The organism is Paenibacillus sp. y28 (assembly GCF_037137075.1).
GTDB lineage: Bacteria > Bacillota > Bacilli > Paenibacillales > NBRC-103111 > JBBBNV01.
In genome coordinates, this window is the sequence record NZ_JBBBNV010000040.1 from 1 (window position 1) to 25,162 (window position 25,162).

The window sequence follows — 25,162 nt, forward strand, 5'->3', positions numbered from 1 at the left end:
AAACAAGTGTTTGCGTTTATCGACTACTTCAACTCCACCATGGCCAAGCCTTTTAAATGGACTTATAAAGGCAAGGTATGGTGGCACAAGAAGTCAAGACAGTTTTTTTAGATTTCTAAGGTGTGAAAATTGGCACAAGATTCATCCCATATCCAGCAGGAACGCTATAGAAGCAGAAAGACGATGATCCATAAATGGAATTAGATACCATCAGTAGTTGTCCACAGGTAGAGGACATAGCCCAAGCGGGAGCGTGTCCGCCTGTGAACAATCGCCTAGCCCGACTTATACACAGCGGATGGAGATTGGTAGTTCAGAGACTGATGTGGACGAATGTAATTATAAAAGTCCAGATAGCGAGTAATGCCGTTTCGGGCCTCCCGTGGTGATGCATAATCATGGAGATACACTTCTTCATACTTGACACTGCGCCACAGGCGCTCCGTGAAAATGTTATCCAAAGCCCGTCCCCTTCCATCCATGCTGATGCGGACATCCGCTGCCTTCAACAGATCGGTATATTGGGGACTGGTGAAATGACTTCCCTGATCACTGTTAAAAATCGTCGGTTTATTCACCTCTAGCGCACGGCGAACGGTATCCAGAACAAAGTCAATCTCCAGACTTTGATCGAGTTCCCCGGCCACAACGAATCGGGAATACCAGTCCAACACGGCCACCAGGTACATCCAACCTTGTCGCAGACGGATGTAAGTAATGTCGATGCCAAAGACATGATTCGGTCGCTCAATCGTTAGTCCTCGCAGTAGATACGGATGAATCCGGTGCTGCAGATTCCGCTTGCTCAGATTGGGGCCAGGATAGATGGCGGCTAGTCCCATATCCCGCATATAGACTTGTACCGTGTTGCGGTGAACGGTTTCCCCCTCTCGATGGAGCATGGCAGCAATCCGTCTCGAGCCCATGAAGGGGTACTGCGTGTAGAGTTCATCAATCCGGTGTTTGAGGCGTATTTCCTCCGGAGAGGGAGGAACCGGCTTGTAGTACAGGCTGGTGCGATTCAAGCTGAGCAGCTCGCTCTGCACCGTGAGAGGCAGTTCGGGGCGATCCCACTCCAACAAGGCGATACGGGCTTCGCGGGTCGTTTCAGAGGCCAGATTTTTTTTTGAGCCACGCATTATGAGTCGTCAACTTTCCGACTTCTGCGTAGAGGTCATTGATCTGCTGTTCATAGTCGGACTTCATTTTAGTGATGCCTTTGCGGTCATCCACAAACAACTGGTACAGATTCTGAACGGCTTCTGTTTTCCACCGCTGGAGGACATTCGCATGGATGCTGTGTTCAGAAGCCAGCTGCGAAACCGACTTTTCTTCTTTTAATATTTCCAGTACGATTTGTGCTTTTTGCTCAGGCGTAAACTTTCTTCGCATCGTGCTCATACAACTAACTTACTCCTTTTTTGCTGTCTGAATTTCTTAGTCCATTATAAGGTTCTTTGCTTTTAACTGTTGTTATATTTAAGTTTTAGTGCACTAGTCTATCTGTTGCAGCAGTTACCAGCGATTGCATTTCGTCAGCAGCCGGAGTTGCTTGATGCGTACCTCCCATGGAGTCCGGCAGTCGGGCAACATTGTACATAACGTAGAGCCTGTGGATCCTCAGAGCCATGGGTTTTTCTTTTTCAATACACCTGGTTATTAGACGCTTACTAATCAACATTAGCAGCTTGATTCCCCTAAATTAGGCATAATTAAACAGGATTTTACGCTTAAAATTCGATAAAGCAAGGCAGGAACGACCTATATTTTTATATGTTTAAAAATGTTAATTTATAGAAGTAATTAACATTAAAATAAGAAAAGGGGAATGAAGAATGAGGAAGATGATTTGTTTGCTGCTTGTGGTATGTTCTTTGGTTTTTTCGAGTCAGGCTGCATTTGCAAATGGAACGCCGAGGTTTGATCCGATTCAATGGACGAGTTATACTTACAATGATGAAGGCATTTACAAAGGTTGTTCAAATAAGATTCAAACTGCAGAAGACGGTTATGTGTCTGCAAGGGGAACGATAGCTTATGACTCATCTTATAAGACATCTTGCTCAATTTATCAAGATGGTGTAACTTATGTCGAAAACCTCAATCAAATTACCATCGATTGGACGACCTATGTTTATAATAATCCTGATTGGGCGGAGTTAACTATTTGTGGGGGAAACTCTATTTCCATTCCACAAGGATATGGCAGTGCAGACGGAAACTGCTTTAACCATCGAGCTTTTGCAGATACTGCAAGTGTAGACGATGAATATTATGGAACATTAGTAATTGATGTAGCAGGGTATTCTGGACCAATTGAGTTCTGGCTCGGGACAGGGGCTTCTTATTCGCCAGTTAGCGGTTCAGCAACTTCAGGTGAATCGTTTGTTAGGATCAACAACATATCCTATAACTAAGTAAGCAATTTATTGTATGAGCTGTAACATAATCCAGAATTACGAAGATTATGAAATAAACTAGTTGCAAACTGACTCCAATATAATTGGGGTCAGTTTTTTAGTTGTAAATTTTCCTTATCTTCACACTAAGCACAATCCCCCTATAATGAGGGTCGATTTTGCCAGTTCCTTGCCAGCGTGGGCGATCTATACTTAACATCAGATTGGAGGGTGGGACTATTGGCCAAAAAGAAGTACGTCATCTGTGGAGTCAGCACACGAGCAAACGGCATGTTCATCCGTCCCATGCTGGAGACGTTTCAGGCGCATTGCGAGATCGTCGGGCTGCTTGATTCCGATGCAAGCCGGTTTCAAAACTGTTTCCGAAAGTTTCCGGCGCTGGCCGGGCTGCCGTGTTATTTGCCGGATCAGTTTGATCAGATGATTCGGGAGACGGGAGCTGAGGTCGTCATTGTAGCAGGGGCGGATCATACACATGCCGACTACATTGTCCGGAGCCTGGAGCTGCATCTGGATGTCATCTCGGAGAAGCCCATGGTGACTAACGGGGCGGATTGCAAGCGGGTGCTCGACGCGCAGGAGACCAGCCGGGGGACGCTGTATGTGGCATTTAATTACCGCTATGCGCCGATTCATACCCGGATTAAGGAGCTTGTGCTGGAAGGGCGCATCGGCCGGGTAACCTCGGTGGATTTGAACTGGTATCTCGATACGTATCACGGTGCCAGCTATTTCAAACGGTGGAACCGCAACCGGAACAATTCCGGAGGCTTGTCGGTTCACAAAAGCACGCACCACATTGACCTGGTCAATTGGTGGATTAATCAGACTCCTTTGGAAGCGTTTGCATATGGAGGACTGAATTATTTTGGCGCTGAAGGGGAGCTTAACCCGGCCAAGGAAGACGGGCGATTTTGCGGGACATGCCGTGTCAAAACGAGCTGCGCCTATTTCATGCGCTGGTCTACGCGGAGCAAAGAAACGGTGCCTGAGGATGACCACTTGAACGCCACGGACATGAAGCCGGGCAGTTATTCCGGATACCGGGCGGATGCCTGTATCTTTGATTCCGAGATCGATATTGAGGATACGTATGCCGCTGTTATCAAATATGATCGGGGGGCTGTCCTGAACTATTCCGTCAATTTCTCATTGCCCTATGAGGGGTACCGTCTGGCCATTAACGGGACAAAGGGGAGAATTGAAACGAAGGAAATGATGTCCAGCCGGGCGGCATATCATGTCCCGGAGCAAACGATCGATTATTTCCCGCTATTTGGCGGTAAGGAGACGGTGTATGTCGTTCCCCGTAAAGGCGGACACGGCGGGGGAGACCCGCTGATACTGGAGGATTTGTTTTTGGGGCCGGACCCCCTGCGTTCTTATGACATTATGGCGGGCGCGCAAGCCGGTGCAAATTCGGTTCTGACCGGAGAAGCGATCTGGAAATCGGTCAAATCCGGCAAGCCGGTTCGTATTACCGATTTATTACTTGCGCCAGAGTTGGCGGGAACGACTGAAGGAGGAAGCGATGGGCGCGTATGAGAAATTTGAAGGTGGGCAGATTGCGCACTTTGATGTAAAAAGCCAGCTCCCGAGATGGGTGCATGAACAAGCAATGCGTGCGGCGGAAAAAGGGGAACGGGCACGCGAAGCGATTCAGGATCCAGAGGGGCTGAAGCAAAGGCAGCGGGAGATTCAGGAAGGATTTGTACGCTGTCTGGGCGGGTTGCCGGATTCGGATACTCCGCTTAATCCCCAAATCACGGGTATCATCACGGGCAATGGTTTTCGGGTGGAGAAGGTTATCTTCGAACCAAGGCCCCAGGTGTACGCCACAGCCAATCTATATATTCCGGACGGAATAATCACCCCGCGCGGAGCCGTATTGCTGCTGTGCGGGCACCGTGAGCAGGCTAAGCATTGCGATGAGTACCAGACGGTATGTCATTATTTAGTGCACGCCGGTCTGATCGTTTTAGCGCTGGATCCGATTGGTCAGGGAGAGCGCTTCGGATTTTACAATCCGGAGACTAAGGAAGCTTATGCAACCAGTGTGAATGAGCATGAAAATGTGGGACGGCAATGTCTGCCTATCGGCGACAGCTTTGCGCGTTATATGCTGCATGACGGCATGCGGGCCATCGATTATTTGTGTACCCGTCCAGAAGTGGATGCCAGCCGCATCGGTGTCATCGGTCATTCCGGCGGCGGCACGCAAACCTCGCTCCTGATGATGGCTGATCCGCGTGTTGCCGCAGCAGCTCCAGGCGGATTCATTATGAACCGCCCTTATTTCCTGCTGACCGGGAAAGCGCAGGATGCGGAGCAGAAATGGCCGGGCTTCTCAGCGCTTGGCTTTGACCATGAAGACATTATCCTGGCGATGGCGCCTCGTCCGGTGCTGGTTCTGGCCACAACCTATGATTCCGTCCCCATTGAAGGGGCTCGTCATACGGTTGAGGTAAACCGAAGGTTCTGGGAGATGCTGGGGCGGGCTGACAGCCTGAATATTTTTGAAGATGAGAATGTGCATAAATTTTCGGTCCCGCTGGCCAAAGCAGCGGCGCGCTTTTTCTCGCTCCATCTGATCGGCAGTCCAGTTGAGCCACAGGAGGACCAGATTCAGCTCATCCCGGCTGAACAGCTGTGGTGCACACAGAGCGGCCAAATTATAGGGGAAATCGCCGGGGCCAAAAATGTCCATTCAGAAAATACAGAGCGGCTGGCCTCGTTCGAGCAGAAACGAAAAGCGTTGACGGACGATGTCCTCAAGAAGCAGGGGCTCGACTGGCTCCGGCAGCGGGTTTATTTCAATCGAAAAGCCTGCGATTTGAATCCGCGTATCTCGGGCGGCGGTGAAATAGAAAATTTATGGGTGCTTCGCACAGTATGGTGGAGCCAGCCCGGACTGCTGGGCCATGGCCTGCAATTTCTCGATTCGAAGCTGTACGGTCAGCGCATTCCGGTTACTATTGGTGTCTGGGACGGCGGAACGAGCCAGTTAGACGCGCATGCCGAATGGATTGAAGAGACGTGCGCAGCAGGCCGAATGGCGCTAGTGCTGAATCCGACAGGGATTGGAGCTCTGCTGCCGCACTTGAATTCCCCGACAGACAAGCCGTTTAAACGGTTCGGCATCATGGATCGGCATACGGACGAGCTGATGTGGCTGAACGATAGTATGGCGGCGGTCCGCACATATGATGTGCTCAGAGCGGTGGAGCTGGCGGCTTCGGTGCTGAAAGGTGCGGACGCAAGCGATATTCAGCTGTATGGCAGCGGAAAATATGCGGTTTACGCGTCACTCGCCGGGGCACTGGATTCACGTGTCCGCAGTGTCCAGACAGACAACCGGATGCCGAGCATCGCTGATTGGATTCGGCAGCCAAGCTATGATGAGACGGATTCGCTCAGCTTCATTATACCGGGCATGCTGCGCCATTTTGATTTGCCGGATGTGGACAAATGGCTTGAGGAAGAAGGACGGCTGCAGCTGGCGCCGCTGCAAACCGTTGTCAAGTCCATCAGCTAACGAAAAGAATAAGCGACAAGGAATAAACCGGGTGGTTCTTAACAAACCACCCTCTTTTTCTTCCAATTAGAGGAAAAATATGGATTAATGTTGCTCTTTTGCTTTTCAATTTGCTATAATTTGAAAGTGAGTCACTTCAAAACCTACTCGTACAACGGAATTGGTGTCTGGACAACCTTATTCTGACGAGAGCTTTGATGCTGGCTCTTTTGTTTTTATCTTAAAATTGTAAATAAAAGGCTGTGTTTTTATAAAATAATGAGAGAATATCCCCCTACAAATTGAAATAATCCCCTAATGATTCTAAGTATTTTTTACAATAAAGTTAAGAAAGATGTGCTGAGAAGAAGAAAGGGGGGGATTATTGATTTTAGGTGGAAGCGTTTACAATGCGGAGTGCAGCATGATACTGCATAAAGTGTTTTTTTCATTTGTATTCAGGGCTTGAAGGGGGGGACCGTACGACATCAGACTTTGCCGTTCTTGCTGAGGACAAGTTCCTTAGTAGAAATTTTTTGCTATTTACCCGTCTTCTTTCATTATTATATTTCAGGGTTTGTGGAGGTGTCGTAGATTTGGGTATTGTTAAGCGTTCTTTTATAGTAATGCTGCTGTTGCAGCTCGTTTGGAGCGGCTTAAGCCTGTATCAGCCGGGCACAGCTTCCGCCAGTACAATAAACGCGCCGTCGGTTGTGCTGCTTGATGAAGATTTCACCCGGTATGCTGATAAAACGGAAGCCACTTCACTTGGTTACGGCTTTGTTGCACCTACTTCCGGCACAGGAAGGGCTTCGACAGACGGAACATCGGGTATGCTAATCAATGTGTCAGGTGGTGCGGATACGGCTTTTACCAAAATCGAGAAGGTGTTCGATCAGCCGCAAAAAGGGCTTGTATCCGTTGAAACGACGTTCAGACAAAGCGTCTACAAAGAGGCCAATATCATAAATCTGGTTGACAGTAACGGAACTGTCATTGCCACGGCGGGATTCAAGCCTTCCAAAACATCCAATAAAGGCTTTGCATCAAGTAATGGTACTGACTATGTAGCGATTACTCCTAATGCACCTTATAACTACGACAGCACCACCTTTGACAGCAGCTCCAGAATAACTTTACGGCTTGAGCTGAACACGATTACCCGTTTGTACAATGTTTATGTCAATGATATGCTCGCGATTTCTAGAGCAAGAGCGGCGTACTATTCGACCAGAGGCATTCATATGGACGTGGCGAAGGTGCAGGTCGGTTCCCCGGTTGGCAGTGGCGATTTGCGGGTTACGAAGCTGAAAGTGGTTTCCACTCCGCTTGATAGTGTAAACGGATACACTCCAGCCGGACCGGACTTTGCCTACTGGGTAGGTCGGAATCAGGAAGTTGCTTTATATTACGAATCTCTTACAAGTGCTTCCATTTATAGAATTTATGTTCTTAATCCCGAAACCAACGAATGGTTTTTCGACAGGCAGAATACGCAGAACTCTCAAGTCCGCTCCTTAGAAAAACATTCAGCGGTCAACTATAAAACCGGCACCAAAATGGCAAACGGAACTACCTATACAATCGGTATAGCAACGGTTGCGCGGAATGAGTTTAACGGAACCGTGTATGAGAGTGAAAAAACAGTCATTCAAGCTACCCCAAGTGCATCAATTATTTTATCGACCTCTGAATACAGCGTAATTAAAGATATGACTGTGAACGAAACCTATAACGGGGCAGAATGGATTGTCGATTCAGAAGAAGGAATAAAGGTTGGAGACACGGCTTTTGTAGGAGGCGATTATAAAATCGAATCCGTTCCGGAGAAATATTCAAGCATGGAACGTATTATTCCGAGTATTAAGTCGCAAAACTACAACGAAAGCGCAGTGGCTACCTTTAACGTCAAAGATAAGGCAACTGCTTACATAGCAATGGATTCCAGAGCGGTGGCGGCATCTCTGCCGAGCAACTGGCTTCTCGCAACGTGGACCGACACCAACGATATTATTGAAGTCGGGGATGGCGTTTATACCATACCGTTCAAAGTATACAAAAAAGATTTTGCCGCTAATGGCTTGGTTACTTTGGAAAGAAACACGCTGGCTGAAATTAATGCCAAAACCAGCATTGGTTATTTTGCATTTGTCCAGAGATCGCCGGTCGGTTTATCCTTACAATCTGCCTTGCCACAATGGACTAATCAAGCCTCATTGCCGGTTACAGGCGTTGTGTCTGAAGCAAATGTGCAGCTAACAGTAAATGTGAATGGTTCCAGCGTTATTGATAAAGCGCTTACAGGGATGAGCGTCGATGAGAATATCGAACTCACACCAGGTGTGAACGAAATTGAAATTTTGGCGAAAAGAACGGGGCTGTCCGTGGGAGACCGGATAGCAGCAACGGTCAACTATGATCCGGATGCGCCTGTTCTGAATATTACTGAGCCTTCCATAATGACTAAGCAGCCTGTGCTTATGCTGCAAGGGACAGTCAATGAGGATGTTTGGGTTACTGTCCAGAATAACGGGACTACAGTTATCGATGCCGTATATAGCCTGGCCGTTTCAGGATTAGAACTCCCGGTTCCTTTATCGGAAGGAACCAATGAAATTAAAGTTACAGCTTTGGATGCAGCCGGGAATGAGACAACGAAAAACTATACTGTTGAATATGTGTTTTGGGCGGATCAGCCCGAATTCTACGATTTGGCAGGCAGCCCGCTGCAGACCTTAACCGCTACCGGTACAATCATTGCGCGACAAGAGATTATCAATACCACTGACACGCAAAAGACACTGTCTTTATTTACAGTCATGTACGACTCAAATGGGAAAATGGTGGATTACGCTATCATTACGGCCGAATTTGCCCCACAATCGACAAAAACGTTAAGCGCCGGTTTTGTGCTTCCGGATCAAGTAAATGGCTATAAGCTCAAAGCTTATATTTGGGATCATGTCAACTCCATGAAGCCTTTGTCCAATGAATCGGCATTGCAATGATTGTAAGACTGACTGACCCGGTAAGAAGCCAGAGCTGATTCTGTGTCTTGCCATCCGCTCATTGGTAACAAAACTTGGAGGAGGTTGTGAAATGAAGAAAGCCCTAACAATAGGGATAAGTGTAGCTCTAGCGATAAATTTACTGGCTGTTGATTTGCTGGCGCTGCACAGCGGGGGGACGGTTCAAGCTGCATCCATTGCATCGGAATACAATTACCCTTCCCAGCTAAAAGCAATCGCAGGAGACAAACAAGTAGCTCTATCCTGGCAGGCCCCGACTGCTGCGGATTCTTACAATGTTAAGCGAAGCACTACTAATGGCGGGCCGTACACAACGGTTAAGAGCGGCTTAACTGCAACAAGCTATACCGATGGTTCTTTAGATAATGGGACTGTCTACTATTATACGATTACAGCTGTCAAGAACGGAGAAGAAAGCTATATTTCGAACCAGGTGAAATCCATTCCTCATGCCTTGACGGCCGGAGCTCCAGAAACACCGCAGGGCTTTGCGGCCATCGCGGAGGAAGAAAGCGTCAAGCTGACATGGAATGAGGTTGCCGGTGCTAATTCTTATGAGGTCAAACGAAGCCTGACCAGTGATGGCGGTTTTACAACAGTTGCAACTGTACCGGCTTCAGCGGCTGCATCCACGGGATTTGAAGATCAGAGCGTCACACAAGGAACCCAGTACTACTACATTGTAAACGCTATTAACTCGAACGGAACGAGCCAGGCGACGGAGCCGCTGATTGTTGCACCGGCCAAAGTAATCGTTGTTGCCCAGCCCGACCCGGAAACCGGTTCAACACCTGGGGATTTTACAACCATTCAGGCTGCAGTTAATTCCATCTCTGCTTCCAATACGGCCCGGACAGTTATCTATATTGAGCCCGGCACGTACAGGGAGCAAGTAAAAATCACTGCACCGTATGTCAGTCTGGTTGGAGCGGGGCGTGACAAGACCAAGCTTGTCTATGACTTGTCCAATGCCGACTTCCCGAATAATGCGCTTAATGGCGCGACACTCTCTGTAAAGGCTGATAACTTCACCGCCGAAAATATGACGTTCGAGAATGATTCCTTGCCGGAGGACGGTCAAGCCATTGCTGTTCTAGTAAACGGTGACCAGGCTGTATTTGAAAATGTCAAGTTTGTAGGCTATCAGGATACCCTTTATGCGGGCCTTCGGGAGACTGCGCCGCGAGTAGGGCGTCAATACTATCACAACAGCACTATTATCGGTAAAACCGATTACATCTATGGGCCAGCAAGTGCCGCTGTGTTTGACAACGTGGAGGCGGTCAGCCTCGGTAACGGCGGATTTGTCACTGCAGCTGCAACCAAGCTTGATCAGCCGGGTTTGATTTTCCTGAATTCCCGCTTGTTGAAGGACAGTACAGCAACGCAAGGTACACATTATTTGGGCCGGCCATGGCAAGATTATCCGACGGTCCGCTTCATTAATACGTATATGGATGATCATATCCATCCAGACGGCTGGACCACGATGCAGGTGGATCCGTACTTGTTTGCGGAATATAACAGCACTGGACCCGGGGCAAGCACGACTACCCGGAAAATGTCCAGCCAACTGACCTCGGAGCAAGCTAACGAGCTTACGATTCCTCGTGTTTTTGAAGGCTGGGATCCGACCAAGCGTGTTATTCTGCCTAGGACATCGCCTGAGATTTCTCTACTCACCTCCCCGGGCAACGGAGAAGGCATGAACGGCGAATTTACCACATCTGCCGTTGTATCTGTTGAAATTTCCGGAAATGATTCCGGTTTAAACCAAGCGGAATACCGGATTAACGGCGGGGTATGGAATGCGTATACGGCAGAATTTGAGCTCAATGTAAAGGGCACCTATACGATTGATTACAGACTTGTAGACGCAGACGGAAATCAAGGAACAATTTTTACAAGAGAAATTGTAATTGATCCTGACGCCCTGCTTCGTACTCCTGCGTTTCCGGGAGCAGAAGGAGGCGCAATGTATGCAACTGGTGGGCGGGGTAAGGAAGTTTATTTCGTAACGACCGTGGAAGATTATGATCCGAGTACTGAAGCCCCTATTCCGGGCTCACTGCGGGATGCGGTCAGTCAAGGTGACCGGACCATTGTGTTCCGTGTATCCGGTGTCATTGATTTGAAAACCGGCCTGAGCTTTTCTAACGGAAATACAACGATTGCCGGACAGACAGCGCCGGGAGATGGAATTACGCTTAGCGGTTATCCTGTTGCCATTGGAGGTAAAGATGGAGGCAACCTGATTATCCGGTACCTCCGATTCAGACAAGGAATTAAGCAGGTCGGTGATGCGGCTAATGTCGGCGGGGATAATATTATCATCGATCATTGTTCCTTCAGTTGGAGCTCTGACGAGACGTTCTCGGTTAGGGAGCACAGAAATATTACCGTGCAGTACAGCATCATTAGCAACAGCTTGAACATCTCTATCCATGGCAAAGGCGCACATGGCTACGGGGCGATTTGGGGCGGTACGAACGTCACCTATCACCACAATTTAATTATTAATCATAACAGCCGGAACCCGCGGTTTGACAAGCAATTGAAGCCGCTGGAGTATCCGACCAAAATTGATTTCCGCAACAACGTGGTATACAACTGGGGAGGCAACTCTGCATACGGCGGGGAAGCAGCCATGGGGATTAATATCGTTAATAACTATTACAAGCCGGGACCGAACACGTTCGATAACGTGAGAACAAGATTGGTCGCGCCTTCCGGTCAGGATTTGTCATCCTGGTACATTGAAGGAAACAAGATTGAAGGTTATCCTGTGCAGTCCGCAGATAACTGGCTGGAATCCGTAAATCCTGATTACGGTTTGTCCTCCATCAAACGTTTGACCAAGGCGGTTGTAATTCCTGATTCCACGGATCCCATCGGGGGGCCTGTCACAACGGATTCGCCTGACGAAGCGTATGCCAAGGTAGTGGCGTCAGCCGGTGCTTCCTTACCGAGACGGGATTCTCTGGACGCTAAAATTATCCACGAGCTAGTGAATGGCACGGGTATCGTGGTAAATACCATTGAAAGCGATGGCGGTCTTCCTGTGCTCAACTCGCTGCCGGCACCGCTTGATACCGATCAAGACGGTATTCCGGATGAATGGGAGCAAAACAACGGTCTGGACATGAACGACCCCACAGATGGTAATCAGTTGGCGCCGAGCGGTTTCACTTACTTGGAGCTGTATATGAATTCCATCGTAAGAAATGGTGCCGACAATCCGACTGTTGATACAAGCTTGACCATGAATCAGCAGTTCACGCTGACAAGTCCGATTACAATCGAAGCTACGGCCGCAGCATCTGAGCCGGGCGGATCAATTACAAAGATCGAGTTCTATGACGGCAGCACAAAAATTGGCGAAGCTACCTCGGCCCCTTACAGCTTTACTTGGAACGGGGCATCTGAAGGGCGCCATTATATGTACGCTAAAGCAACAGATAATACCGGTTCAATGACATTGTCGACAGTGAAAGTGATTCACGTCAACGGTCCGGAAAATGTGGAGCCGGATTGGACCTCGGAGGATATCGGGGCGGTTCCGGTACCTGGAACAGCAAGCTTTGACGGTACCACCTATATGGTAAAAGGCTCGGGTAATATCGGAAGGTCGTCAGATAAGTTCCACTATACCCATCAAAAAGTATCCGGCAATTTTGAGTTCATTTCCAATGTCGCTATTGTTTCCGAGGTTGATACGGATACGAAGGCCGGGCTGATGCTTCGTACGAGCTTGCAACCGAATTCACCAATGGCATTAATGGGTCTGACCTATATTAAAGAGGAAGGTAAATCCGCTCAATTCCTTAGCCGGACAGCCGAAGGCACATCACCTTCCGTAAATATTATTAAGTCCGGAGATAACATTCGCGCTCCGTATTGGTTCAAGCTGACAAGAGACGGAAACACCATTACGGGAAGTGTGTCGACAGATGGGAAAATCTGGGGCAAAATCGGTTCTGCGGAAATTAATTTGCCGGACGAGGTCTACATTGGTTTTGCCGTCGAGGCCAACAAATCTTCCAGTAATGCAAATTATTTGACGGCGGCAACCTTTGATGGTGTTCAGGTAAAACGCAGCCCGGCCTTCAGTGTCAACAATCCTGCAAGCGAAATAGTTACAGCACCATTGTATACGGTTACAGGGCAACTGATAGATGCGGCCGATCTGACTATTACAAACAACGGGGAGACCGTGGTCTCTGCGGAGACTTTTGCTGCAAATGCCGATTTCTCCAAGGATATTCCACTTAAGGCAGGAGTGAATACAATCGTCATCTCCGCGAAAAACAGTGCGACCTTCGGAGACATGGTGAACCGTAAAACTTTACAGGTTACCTACAACAAGACGGAGATGCTGATTACCCCAAGCGAGGCGGTACCGACTGTAGTGACTACCCCTTCTTACAGCTTCAAGGCTTCTGTAAATGTGGCGGCCACGGTTTCGGTTTCGCTCAATGGCGCTGTTGTATTGGATCCGGCTCAGCAAGCGGAAAATGCATTGTTCGAAGCTCCGCTGACCTTACGCGAGGGTCCGAATGAAATCGTTGTTACTGCTACGGATGCTTATAATGAAACCGTTACGGCGACTTATACCGTGACATATTACATTGATTGGGGAAATGGGACATTTACGCTTTCGAATATGCAGCTCAGGAATTTGGCGGGTGAAGCTTTGACGGGCCTCCTTCCATCACAGGACATCGTGGTGAATGTCTCTGCTCAAAACAATTCCGCCATCAGCCAGAACGGACTCTTTCTGATTGCGCTGTATGACGGGAACGGGCAAATGGTGAAATATTATATGATTGACCAGGCTTTACCGGGTGGCGGGACACAGCCAATCGAAGCAACGATCCGGTTGCCGAAGTCAGTAAGCGGTTACGCCGTTAAAGCACAGGTTTACGATAGCTTCGCTTCGCAAAGCAGCTTGTCGAATATGGTTGTTAATCCATAATGCGGGTACGAAAGCAGGGTGAGGAGGAGGAATACGCTTGAATAAATGGTTCATTGTGATGTTATCCTTGCTGTTAAGTCTGGGGGTACTGGCTCCCGCGGCAATGGCCTCATCATCTACGACAGTAAACGCCACATTTCAAGAAAGCGGACGGACTGTTACTGTAACAGGCACAATGGGGGCGGAACAGGGTAAAGTTGTAACGGTCAAGATAGTGAATCCGTCTAACCAGCTCGAACACTTGGATCAAACCTTGTCCGGGAACGGTGGAGGATATTCCTTTGCGTATCAAGTAATTGAAGCTGAACAAGGGACATACAAGGTATTTGTTAGCGGGGAGGGAGCGGCTGACATTGCTTCCACCACTTTTGAAATGAATGAAATTGCACCTGGGAAAACGATTAGTGTGACGGGCAAGAACGGAGTCACTACCATTGATTCCTTGAATGGAACATTGGAAATGATCGCGATCTTACAGCCTGACAATGCAGTGACAACAAATGTCGCTTGGTCTGTTTATGAATCGGATGGCACGACTGCGACGGATAAAGCCGAAATTAGCGCCGAAGGGCTGTTGAAGGCGAAGAAAGACGGAGTCGTAAAAGTAAAAGCCGTATCCAAGGACAATGCGGATACCCAGGGCAGCACGCTGATTACGTTAAGCAATCAGGCTGCAGGTGCAGATCCTGTCGTCATGATTCAGGGGACAGCAAGTGTTGCAAGCGGTCAAAGCTTCACACTGGATTATGGATTAACCAACGTTACAACTAGTGTATACCAAGGGAACTCTTCAGTGGCCAACACGGTATATGGGGCGGTTTATGCCTTTGATGCTGTACTGACCTACAACCCGGATGTGCTTACGTTTGTAAATGCCGATCCAATCCGCAGCAGCCTGATCCTGCAAAAGGTACTTATGATTGAACCAAACAAGGTGCAGATTGCCGGTTATCTTAGTGATGCCAACCAGGATTTGACGGATTCGGGATATTTGTTCCGAACCAACTGGAAGGCGAAGGCTACGACTGTAAACGTGGATACCGTAATAACTACAAGCTCGATGCAGGCATCAGACCGCTATGGAACTATTTTGGAGCCTGTCTTGAAAAATCATAGCCTGGTTGTAGAAGCTTTAAATCAAAGCAGCCTGCTTCAATTGATCAGCAGTGCTCAAACGCTGTTTGAACAGGCGACAGAGGGTGTATGGAGAGGGGATTATCCATCCGGCTCCAAGAACATGTTGCTGACGGCGCTCAATACCGCGAGAACGGTTGCTCAAAATGCCAACGCAACACAGCAGCAGCTGGACGATGTAGCCGGCGTCTTAAGCCAAGCTATTCAAACGTTTACAAATTCTCGGATTACTGAATTCAATGGGGATATGAACAATGACGGCCAGATTAATAAGGTCGATTTGGAGTTTGTTGTTGAGCATTATAACAAAACAACCCAAAGCTTGGATTGGAGCAGTGTACAAAAGGCTGACTATAATCAAAACGGCCGTATCGACATTGTTGATCTGGTAGCGATTGCCATGTTAATCAAATAACGAATGTATGCGTGATCAAGGTGAAGAGAGAAGGCCGAAGTGCTTTCTCTCTACCCTTCATGAAAGGATGGCTAATTGATGAACAAAAAAACATGGCTGCAGGTTTTAGTTCTTGCGCTATTGATTGGTATGGCTAACCCGACTCAAATTTGGGCGGCGGCTGATCCAGCTTTTACAGCATCCTTTAGTGCAGCAACAGTCAAAGTTGGAAATCAGGTTGTATTGACCGTAAGCGGACAACAAGTCCAGGATTTATACGGCTATGAAGTGAAATTAGGCTTCGACAGCAATATGCTGAAGTTGATAAAAGCCGAAGGGCCCAGTACCGGAGGCGAATCGTTTGTCTCGTCCCAAACCGGTACTGAAATCCAATTTGTTCATACCAAGATAGGGCAGGTAGGCGGAGACAACGGAAATGTAACGCTAGGTTCTTTTACGTTCCAAGTGCTTGCCTCAGGTTCAACCAATGTCAATATTAAAGAAATAACGACTGTAGGCTCCGGCAAACAAGAAGCTGCTTGGACACCGGACTACAATACAGCGCTTTTTGCGCGTAAGGACGATAACAGGTCTTCATCCGGTTCAGAGAGCTCAGGAGGAAGCGGAAACGGTGGAAACACAAGCGCTTCGCCGGAAATCTTACAGCAGGGCGGAAATGTAAAAATCATTAAATCTCCTCAGCTGGATCCGGACACTGGTGCAGTGCTGGTGAAGCTGGATGAAGATACGCTGGAGAAAGCCAAGGCATTGGGTGGCCGGATCATAATAGAAGTGCCGGGAGAACAGGATGCGAAGCAGTATTCTATTCAGATACCGGCTAACCTTTATTCCTCTGGCTCCCAAGACCACATTACGATTGTGACTGCACTGGGAACAATGGAAGTGCCGGCTAACCTGCTCGGGAACACCACCATTCATTCTGCTGAAGAAGTGGGCTTTGCCTTGAAACAAGCCGATACCTCTGCCTTATCAAACGATGCTAAGCTTGTCATCGGCAGCAAGCCGGCTGTTCAGATCGGGGTTACGGTTGACGGAGCTGCGGCAGCCTACAATAATCCGCAAGCGCCCGTGACGGTGTCCATCCCATATCAGCCGTCGGCAGCAGAGCTGAACAATCCCGAGCATATTGTCATTGTCATGATTGATGCGCAGGGCAATGCACAGCCAGTTCCGAGCGGTCGGTATGATGCGGCTAGCGGAACCGTTATTTTCGAGACGACTCGCGATGGTACGTTTGCAGTTGGTTATGTAGAGAAGGAATTTGTGGATTTAAACCCTGTTCCATGGGCGGAGAAGGCGATTGAAATCATGGCATCCAAAGGAATTATTTCGGGCACGTCGGAGACGACCTTTACCCCGGACGCCCAAATTACTCGCGCGGATTTCATGATGCTGCTGACCAAAACCTTCGGCTTCCAGGCGCAGGTATCTTCTAACTTCGCCGATGTGCAAGCGTCGGATTACTATTATGATGCGGTTGGCATTGCCAAGGAACTGGGACTGGCGCAAGGACAAGGGGACAACACATTTAACCCGCAGGCCCAAATTTCCCGTCAAGACATGATGGTGCTTCTGTCAAGAGCATTAGGCAAAGCGGGAGCATGGCAGGGCGCCGGAATGGAAAGCGATCTGAATGCATTCCAGGATAAGGACAACATTGCCGCCTACGCGGCAAATGACATTGCTGCGCTGGTTAATGCCGGGCTGGTGGAGGGCAGCGATAATCAGTTGAATCCGCAGGGAAGCACGACAAGAGCCGAATCTGCTGTACTGCTGTACCGTTTGTACAACCTGCTGTATTCCATTACCTCCTAAAAGGCGACATATAAGCAACTGGACTGTTTACCTAATTTTCTCCTGCAGTTGACTCTTGTTGTGTGATGCCGCACTATGCGCAGGGAACTGCTGCGTACGATATAAATAGTTTCTGCAGCGCTTACAGCGCGCGTTGTCGTGCTGAATATATATAAACAAAGGTGTGAGAGAAACCGTATGTCGATTGTAGAATTAAAGCAAAAATTTTCCTGCGCAGATGCCCGTTTTGGCCCGGTTCCCTTTTGGTGGTGGAGCGCGGAAACGGTTACGGCGGAGCGTATCCGCTGGCAGCTAGGCAAGTTCCGTGCCGGGGGACTTCGCAACATCGGAATTATCAATCTGGCTCCTACAGGCCCGCAGTACGGCTCAATTAGCGATCAGCCGGCTTATGGCAGCGAGGAATGGTGGGCGCTGTTCGAAGTCGCCGTGCGAGAGGCTGAGCGGCTAGGCATGCATATTTGGTTTTATGACCAAATCGGCTTTTCCGGCTCCAATATGCCTGCCCGTATCGTTACGGAGCATCCGGAATATACAGGCTACCAGTTGACTCGCTATGCTCATGATGAAGCGGTGCCGCAGTCGGCGGAAGTGCTGTATGAGACGGAGGAAGCCCGGTATGCGGTCATCCGGCAAGGCTTTAACTGGAATGATCCCAAAGCGGCCCGTGAGCTTCTGGATCGTGTACATGGCGAGATGGAACGCAGATTTGGGGCAGATTTGGGCAAAACCATCGCCGGCAGCTTTCAGGATGAATTGCCGCCTCTCCCCTTGTGGACACCAGAGCTGGCTAATTTGTATAAGGAACGCTACGGGGAGGATCTTATTCCGCTGCTGCCCGCATTATTTGAACCCCTGCCAGGCGCGGAAGAGGTGCGCCGGCGAGTTTACCGGCTTGCTGCAGAGCAGGCGGAGCAGGCGTTCTTTATCCCGCTGGGTGACTGGCACCGCCGGTTTAATCTTTTGATCGGCTGCGATCAGGCTGGACCGGCCAAGCGTGCCGATCCGAACGGATCGCAGCGGATTTACCTGGATTATTTCCGTACACACCGGTGGTATAATGCGCCGGGAGCGGACATGGATGGAGAGATCAAGCCCCACTCCTCGATGGTTCATCTCCATGGAGGCTCCCGCGTATGGCTGGAGGGCTTCCATACCAGCGGCTGGGGCGGAACGATTGAGGAAACGTTCCATTGGCTGCTTCCTTGGATTCAAGCCGGGGCAACCTTATACAGCCCGCATTCAGTGTACTACAGCACGAAGGGCGGCTGGTGGGAATGGGCACCGTCGGATACAGGCTGGCGGCAGCCGTATTTTGAGCATTACGGGATTTTTGCCGATACGGTCAGCCGGATTTGCGCTTTGTTAAGCGAGGGGACACATGTATGCGACGTTGCTGTTCATTATCCGTCCTATGCCATATGCGGGAACCTCTCTCTGGGGGACGGCAAGAAAAAGGAGCATCCGATGGCTCTTGCCAATCGTGACCCCAATGAAACGGTTGAGCATATTCAGCGTGTGTACCGGGCACTTGCAGCAGGCTGGGCGCGCCGGGACCAGAAAGCACCAGGAGCGCTGCGCAAAGCAAATATCGATTTTGATGTTGCCGACGATGCGGCTTTGGAAAAGGCAGTGGCCGAAGGAAACCGGCTCCGGATTGCGGATGAGTATTTCTCGGTGCTGCTGCTTTGCGGCACGACCGAGATGGATGCCCAGGCCCGTTCCCGTGTAGAAGCATGGATTCGGCAGGGCGGGCTGGTCATTGCCGTTGAAGTTCCGGCTGAGGAGCGGACGCTCGAAGGCGCTGTTTATGCATCGCACATCGACGAGGCGCTGCTTATTATGGAGGCTTACTTGCCGAAGCGGGTGAGCGGCCCGGGAGCTACGCTGCACCGCAGAACGGATAAAGCGGATATTTTCCTGCTGCTGCCGGAGCAAGGCGAGCTGCTGTGGATGCATGAGCCTGCACAGCAAGAGCGCAGGATGCCTGAAGGGGCGGTGTACCGGATTAAGACTCACCGGCGGCCGGAGCTTTGGGATCCGGTCAGCGGTGAAACCAGGAGCATCCCGTATACACGGGAGGGCGAGTGGATTGAAGTGGAGGTTCCTTTTACATCTTGGCCTGCTGCGCTGCTTGTTTGCCTGGACGAGGATGCATCAGATGAAAGCGGGGTAGAAGGAGAGGGCTCCGGTACGGGAACAGGAATTCCTGCTGCCGCTTCAAATTCAACGTCTACGTCTATGCCATCGTGGGCAGTCTCGGTAGACAATTGGCAGGTTCATCCGGTTTCAACGCTGGACAATAGCTATGGAGATTTTGATTTGCACGGCGCGGCCGCCACGGTTCCGATAGAGCGCCGTCATGTTCAGGTTGCTGCGGAGCTTGCAGAATTAGACGGAAAACGGTCCGGCTGGGAACGTCCGGATTATGATGCTTCGGCCTGGCCGACCATGCTGTGGAGCGAGGCCTTGTACTGGCGTGTATGCCGGGGAGCGCAGTATGATGAGCAGCTTGCGGAGCCTGTTGTGTACAGCAACATACTCGGCGATATGGTCATGCGTTCCTGGGCGGGCCGGATGGGCCGCGTACCACGCCGATTCCTTGGGCTTGGGAAAGCAGGCAAGCAGGAGGAGATTTGGGCCAAAACCTTCGTGATGGCTCCCGAAGCAGGCACGTACTGGATTCGTACGGAAAGCAATGCGGATTTGAGCGGAACGATCAACGGCGAAGCCATCCGGTTTAGCGGCGGCCGTGAAGAGCAGACGGCCTGGATACAGCTGAAGGAAGGGGCTAATGAGCTGCTGCTGCGTGCGTTTACCGTGTCCAAGGGACTGCAGCGTGCGGCGGTGGAAATTAACCGTGAAGCCCGGCCTGCGCTGCCGAAATGGATTTATTCGCTTCATCCAAACCCGGATTCCAGTGTTTCCCGGATGCTTTCCGCACCGGAAAATACGGTGGTCCGCAAGGTTCGGCTCGTTTTTGCCGCACGCGGGCGTGCAGCGCTTCTGGTGAACGGGGCTTGGGTCACTGAGCATGGAGATTTCAATCCCTACATCCGTCAAGGCCAGGAAGAAGTGGATATTACCGCCTTATGGAAGGACGGGGACAATGAGCTGAAATTTGTGCTTCCGGAGGGCCAGGGGGAAGTATTTGCAGACGGGGTTATTGAGCTTGAGAACGGAGATACCATCTCCTTCTGCACCGGAACCGATTGGCTGGATGAGCAGGAGCGGGAGCCGGGCATCTATCATTTCTCGGTACTGCAATTTGCTGAGACCGAGTCCTTATGGCTCTCTCCGCGTCCACATCCGCTGCCGGGGGTAGGCTGGCTTATGCCTGAGCATGTGCCGAGCCCTACGCCGCTGCCATTCCTGGCGGAACCTGACAGAGCCGGTAAGCCGATCTGGTTCCGCTTTCCTCTCCCGGTTGGCGCATGCCGGATAGAACTGTCCCTAGCGGGCCGGGCACAGGTCTGGATCAATGGGGAAGAAGTGCCGCTGCATGAGGGTGCTGCTACATTTGCCCCGAAGCCGGCTGGAGCGCTTGTGGCGGTTCGAGTTGAACCAGAAGGCGGACAGACGGATGCGGCAGTATTGCTCGCTCCGATCCGCATCGCCACAGTGCCTTATGCCGGACAGCTTGGCGATTGGCGGACGGCGCTAGCGCTGCCTCACCATAGCGGAACGGTTGAATATGAAGCGGCTGTTGAGACGCCGATCTTAGCCAAAGCGCAGCTGGATCTGGGCTTCGTCAGAGGCACGGCGCAGGTTTGGTTGGACGACCAGCCTGTCGGCGTCCGGCTCTGGCACCCTTATCGGTTCGATTTGAAAGAACTGCAGGCAGGCCAGCATCGCCTTCGTATCCGGGTGAACAACACATTGGGTGCCCATTATGAAATTGGCCGTCCGACCAGCCTTGTGGGCGGAAATCCGGAGATAACTTATTGGAGCAGCGGCCGTACCGAAGAAGAAGGCTGGGCCCAATGGTTTGCGGCCGGGGGAATTTATGGTCCGGTGACTGTTAGCGGGGAACGCTCATAAAGGGTTGGCAGTTTACTGCTGCTCCGCTCAACGCTGGTGTAAGTCGATTCGATTAGCCGAGGTAAACCATTCATCCAAGCTGAGACTCGTTTATGATTCCGCAATAGTTCCAGCGGTAATAGGGTAATCTTACAAGGGACATGTTACACTGTAATTCATAGAGGTGACCCGGATGGCAAGGGCAGCAAAAGTAGCTGAAATTCAGATAAGTGAGAAACAACGCGAAATACTTGAACAATTGATTCGACGGCGAAATACACCGCAAGCATTGGCGAAAAGAGCGCGTGTGGTTTGGGAGTCGGTCAAAGGCCTAAAACAACACAGCGGTAAGTACGCTCCGAAGGGTACTGGTCTACAAAGGTTGAAGAATATGAAGCCATGTAGTGATTAATAGTCGCAGGTATATTTAGGCAGCGGCCGTTTCCGGTATTTCACTTGGGGGCGGCTGTTTTTTTAGCTATTGTGAACGGCTTCTCCCACTTTCCCCTGGTACATGCACTTCTGGGCCGCTGCCTACATACAATGTAACAAAGCCGCGCAGCTGGCGGGCGGGACATCGAAGCATAACGTACTGCGGCGGTTTGCTCAGGGGGACGCCCGTTCACGAAACCTGCTGATTGAACATAACCTGCGGCTGGTGGCGCATATTGTGAACACGTTGTGAACACGAATCGATGTAAAAATGAGACTCAAAATGAGGTGCGGTTTGTGTGCAGCGGGCGGTTTGTGAGGTAAGCTCGATAAGCTATATAAAGTCTAAAACCAGCCGGTCCGAAGGGGCCGGCTTTCTGCTTCTTCTGGGTTCGAGGTGGTGTATGTTATACTGGTGATAAAAGAGCAGAAAAGCTTATGACAACACCGCAAGAGTTGATGGAGAACATATCCAATATGAGCCGCGACAACTCCGAGTACCAATTTCATATTCCGGGTAAAGGAAAGTTCACTCTCATCTTACAATGGGATGGGAAAATGTTCATTTATACGAATTTCATGTGAATGGACAAGTTATCGGAATATACGAACCGCAAACTCGAAGTCTTTCAAGACCCGGGAGATCATGAATGACACCCTCCCGATCATGTAAGTGTTTGCCGGTAATAATGGAAGTTGGAAAAGTACAATACGAAATTTGATTGCAGACCTGCTTGGAATTAGTGTGCATATTGATCCTGAAGCTTTGGCCCGAGGGCTTGATGCAGATCAGCCTGAACGTCTTAAGGCATCTGCCGGGAAAGAAGCGATTACGCTCAATCGTGAATGTATACGTGAAAGACATGGTTTTTCAATAGAGACTACTTTGGCCGGTGGGAATGTTATAAGGCTTAAGCGGGATGCAAGAGTGAACGGTTTCGAAGTGACCATGAACCTCCATTCAAAATCTGCTCTCCCATATTGATCTCATCGATCATCTGGTTGTTATTGATAATAGCACAAGATCCGGGGACATGGTTTCGCAAGCGGAACATGGTGTGTGTACACATCGGGCTGACCCTGTTCTATCCTGGGTTCATAAGATTGAAGATAAATTAGATGCATCTATCTCATAAAAAAGTGGAGAAACCACTACGTTTGATTAGTCGTTTTTTTTGTTTGGAACATTTGTTCGCTGACAATCTATTGTCTATGTGCCTTGATATATTGTTATTAGAACTGCAATAGGAGTTGAATTAATTGGGAAAATGCAGAAGGAAAATGAATTAGGTTATTTTTAACGCTGAACATTCAAGTGTTAATGCTGCAAAGGCTATAATGGGGGGATCGCTTATGTTGTTTTGGCTTGGAGTAACGTTCGTCAGTACGATGCTGCTAACACCATCGATTTATTTTATGAAGGGGAAAAAGAGCGCTGGTTTGGTAGGGTGGCAAGCTGTAAAGGCTCTGGTAGCTGTTATAGCAGCTTGGCTTCTTGGCTATGTTGCTGTGTTGGAGCATATTTTTTCAGCGGTATTTGTTTATTGGACATTTGTTTTTTTGTTATTACTTTATTTAGATATACTAGTTTTAAAAGAAAATCGAGTTCAATACAAAAAGTCCCTAGCTAGCTTGATTATCGCTATAGCTGGATACGCCTTGCTTGTTTCTTGGATATATCTTTCTTTCATCTATCCATGGTCGATTACTCAGGATTTGTATCAGATGGTAGACGCGGAGGAAAAACTTGATAGGTTGGAGGCTATCAATATTGAGCATATTCCTTCTGTCCCTATTGAATCAGCCCGATATAAAGCTGAGAAATTAATCGGAGGAATTGAGAATTCCTCTTATTATCGACTTGGGGAGTTAACTCGTCAGAAGATTATGCAGGAAGAGTACTGGGTCGCTCCTATTGAATATAAAGGTTTCTTTGAGAGCCAGAAAGCCGGTTATATTCCGGGGTATATCAAGGTTAGTGCGGAACGAAAAGACGAGATCGGGGAAATCGTTAAGGGATACACGATGAGATATATCCCTTCTGCTTACTTTGATCACAATCTGGAGCGGAGAGTTCGTAGTGAATTTCCCACGGACATTATTATTGGAAGCGGATTTGAACCAAATGATGAGGGTAAACCGATTTATGTAGTTGCAGTCGGACATTACAATAAATTTCGTACGGGTACTGTGCTCGATGGGGCTGTATTAGTAGATTCAGAGACCGGCGAATTAAGAAAATACGATTTGAAGGATGTACCGGACTTTGTTGATTTTGTCGTAACGCCTAATTTGGCATCAGAATATAACGAATGGCAGGCCAAGTATAAACACGGATTCTGGAACTATGCCTTTGGAAAGACGGATGTAAATGAGGTGACAAAATGGAATACAGGGGAAGAAGTGATCGGAGTTTTCGGGACGGATAATCGTATGTATTGGTTTACCGATCATACCTCACCTGGAACTAACTCAATGAAGGGATATTCATTAATGGATGGGCGAACCGGTAAATTCTTTATGTATGTTGGTTCGAATGGTTTTGCTAATGGGAAAGCCGCATTGGATGCTGTTCATAATACGTTTAAAAAAGAACAGTGGACAGGAACCAACCCTCTATTATACAACATATATTCAACGGATACATGGTTCGTACCAGTGATTGATGCAAATGGCATGCTTCGCTCGATCGCGCTTGTCAATGCACAAAACCCGCAGATTGTAGCTGCAGGGCAGACTAGGCAAGAAGCGCTCAACATATACAAACTCAAACTGGCTACAGAGGGGAGTGGAGACAATACCCCAACGAATATCTCCAAGAGGAAAGAAATAACAGGAACTGTAATCCGTGTCGGAATGAACCAGATGGGCGAGAGTGCAACAATTCAATTGCTGCTAAGCAATAGTGATAGGGTATTCAACGTGGACCCGAAATCCTCAATATACGCCACATTTATCCATGAAGGTGATCAGGTAACGCTCAGCTATGTTGACACCGATGAGAAGTCGGTATCGGTTGAAAATCTTTATAACGAAACATTAAAGAAATAATTCTGGATCAATCAATTACCAAGATAAAAAACGGCTATGTGATATAGTCGTTTTTTTCGAACGTTCGTTCGCTGACAAATTGTGTGTAAGCGTCAAACCCATTACACCTGTTCGTAGCGGTTAACATGTATCACAATGAATCTATCAAGCTGTCGGAAGGATGGATTCCAAATGGATACGAATGTACAAGCGCTTTGGACGGAACGCATTAAAGCCTATCAAGCCAGCGGTAAATCGATGAATGCTTGGTGTGAGGAGCAGAATCTCACCCATGGTCGCCAAGTTCCCTTTGGTGGCAGACTTAGCGTGACGAATCGCTGGGTCCAGCTTGCTGCTCTCATCCCCTGGGATCAAGTGGAA

The 25,162-nt window shown here is 49.1% G+C and carries 11 protein-coding genes and 1 pseudogene; 11 read left to right on the forward strand and 1 reads right to left on the reverse strand.

Features of this window, described 5'->3' with window-relative positions; all coding sequences use genetic code 11:
• Nucleotides 1–275: 275 nt before the first annotated feature.
• A protein-coding gene (locus tag WBG83_RS20705) for an IS3 family transposase (RefSeq protein WP_336747282.1) occupies nt 276–1,392 on the reverse strand; the annotation gives its coding sequence in 2 pieces (ribosomal slippage) (nt 276–1,128 and nt 1,127–1,392; 1,119 coding nt in all).
• Between the two features lie 443 nt (nt 1,393–1,835).
• Here WBG83_RS20705 and WBG83_RS20710 point away from each other — a divergent pair.
• From WBG83_RS20710 to tnpA, 11 genes and pseudogenes are all read left to right on the forward strand, one after another.
• Nucleotides 1,836–2,417 carry a hypothetical protein gene (locus WBG83_RS20710; RefSeq protein ID WP_336747273.1) on the forward strand — a complete coding sequence of 194 codons (582 nt, stop codon included), beginning with the start codon at nt 1,836–1,838 and terminating at the stop codon, nt 2,415–2,417.
• Between the two features lie 222 nt (nt 2,418–2,639).
• Complete coding sequence (locus tag WBG83_RS20715; RefSeq protein ID WP_336747274.1) at nt 2,640–3,965, forward strand: Gfo/Idh/MocA family protein; 1,326 nt, start codon at nt 2,640–2,642, stop codon at nt 3,963–3,965.
• Entirely contained in the window at nt 3,952–5,955 is a 2,004-nt protein-coding gene (locus WBG83_RS20720; protein WP_336747275.1) for an alpha/beta hydrolase family protein, read from the forward strand. Before WBG83_RS20715 ends, WBG83_RS20720 begins: the two co-directional genes overlap by 14 nt.
• A 575-nt stretch (nt 5,956–6,530) precedes the next feature.
• Nucleotides 6,531–8,942: a hypothetical protein gene (locus WBG83_RS20725; RefSeq protein WP_336747276.1), complete on the forward strand. Its 2,412-nt coding sequence runs from the start codon at nt 6,531–6,533 to the stop codon at nt 8,940–8,942.
• 91 nt (nt 8,943–9,033) lie between these two features.
• Complete coding sequence (locus tag WBG83_RS20730; RefSeq protein WP_336747277.1) at nt 9,034–13,938, forward strand: pectinesterase family protein; 4,905 nt, start codon at nt 9,034–9,036, stop codon at nt 13,936–13,938.
• Nucleotides 13,939–13,975: 37 nt separating this feature from the next.
• On the forward strand, nt 13,976–15,487 hold the full coding sequence (locus WBG83_RS20735) for a dockerin type I domain-containing protein (protein ID WP_336747278.1): 1,512 nt from the start codon (nt 13,976–13,978) through the stop codon (nt 15,485–15,487).
• 78 nt (nt 15,488–15,565) lie between these two features.
• Complete coding sequence (locus tag WBG83_RS20740) at nt 15,566–17,302, forward strand: S-layer homology domain-containing protein (protein ID WP_336747279.1); 1,737 nt, start codon at nt 15,566–15,568, stop codon at nt 17,300–17,302.
• A 177-nt stretch (nt 17,303–17,479) separates the two neighbouring features.
• A complete protein-coding gene (locus tag WBG83_RS20745; RefSeq protein ID WP_336747280.1) occupies nt 17,480–21,340 on the forward strand; it encodes a hypothetical protein in 3,861 nt (1,286 codons plus the stop codon).
• A gap of 580 nt (nt 21,341–21,920) precedes the next feature.
• Nucleotides 21,921–21,992 (forward strand): annotated as a pseudogene (locus WBG83_RS20750) (flagellar biosynthesis protein FliA); the annotation flags it as partial.
• Between the two features lie 1,112 nt (nt 21,993–23,104).
• Entirely contained in the window at nt 23,105–24,802 is a 1,698-nt protein-coding gene (locus WBG83_RS20755) for a hypothetical protein (RefSeq protein WP_336747281.1), read from the forward strand.
• Between the two features lie 171 nt (nt 24,803–24,973).
• Nucleotides 24,974–25,162, forward strand: a 189-nt coding sequence (gene tnpA / locus WBG83_RS20760; RefSeq protein WP_442955861.1) for an IS66 family insertion sequence element accessory protein TnpA, incomplete at its 3' end; no start/stop codon positions are given.

Bases quoted from the DNA above. Each gene is read 5' to 3' on its own strand.
- WBG83_RS20710 (WP_336747273.1), top strand. From the start codon at position 1,836: ATGAGGAAGATGATTTGTTTGCTGCTTGTGGTATGTTCTTTGGTTTTT.
- WBG83_RS20720 (WP_336747275.1), top strand. From the start codon at position 3,952: ATGGGCGCGTATGAGAAATTTGAAGGTGGGCAGATTGCGCACTTTGAT.
- WBG83_RS20730 (WP_336747277.1), top strand. From the start codon at position 9,034: ATGAAGAAAGCCCTAACAATAGGGATAAGTGTAGCTCTAGCGATAAAT.
- WBG83_RS20740 (WP_336747279.1), top strand. From the start codon at position 15,566: ATGAACAAAAAAACATGGCTGCAGGTTTTAGTTCTTGCGCTATTGATT.
- WBG83_RS20745 (WP_336747280.1), top strand. From the start codon at position 17,480: ATGTCGATTGTAGAATTAAAGCAAAAATTTTCCTGCGCAGATGCCCGT.
- WBG83_RS20755 (WP_336747281.1), top strand. From the start codon at position 23,105: ATGTTGTTTTGGCTTGGAGTAACGTTCGTCAGTACGATGCTGCTAACA.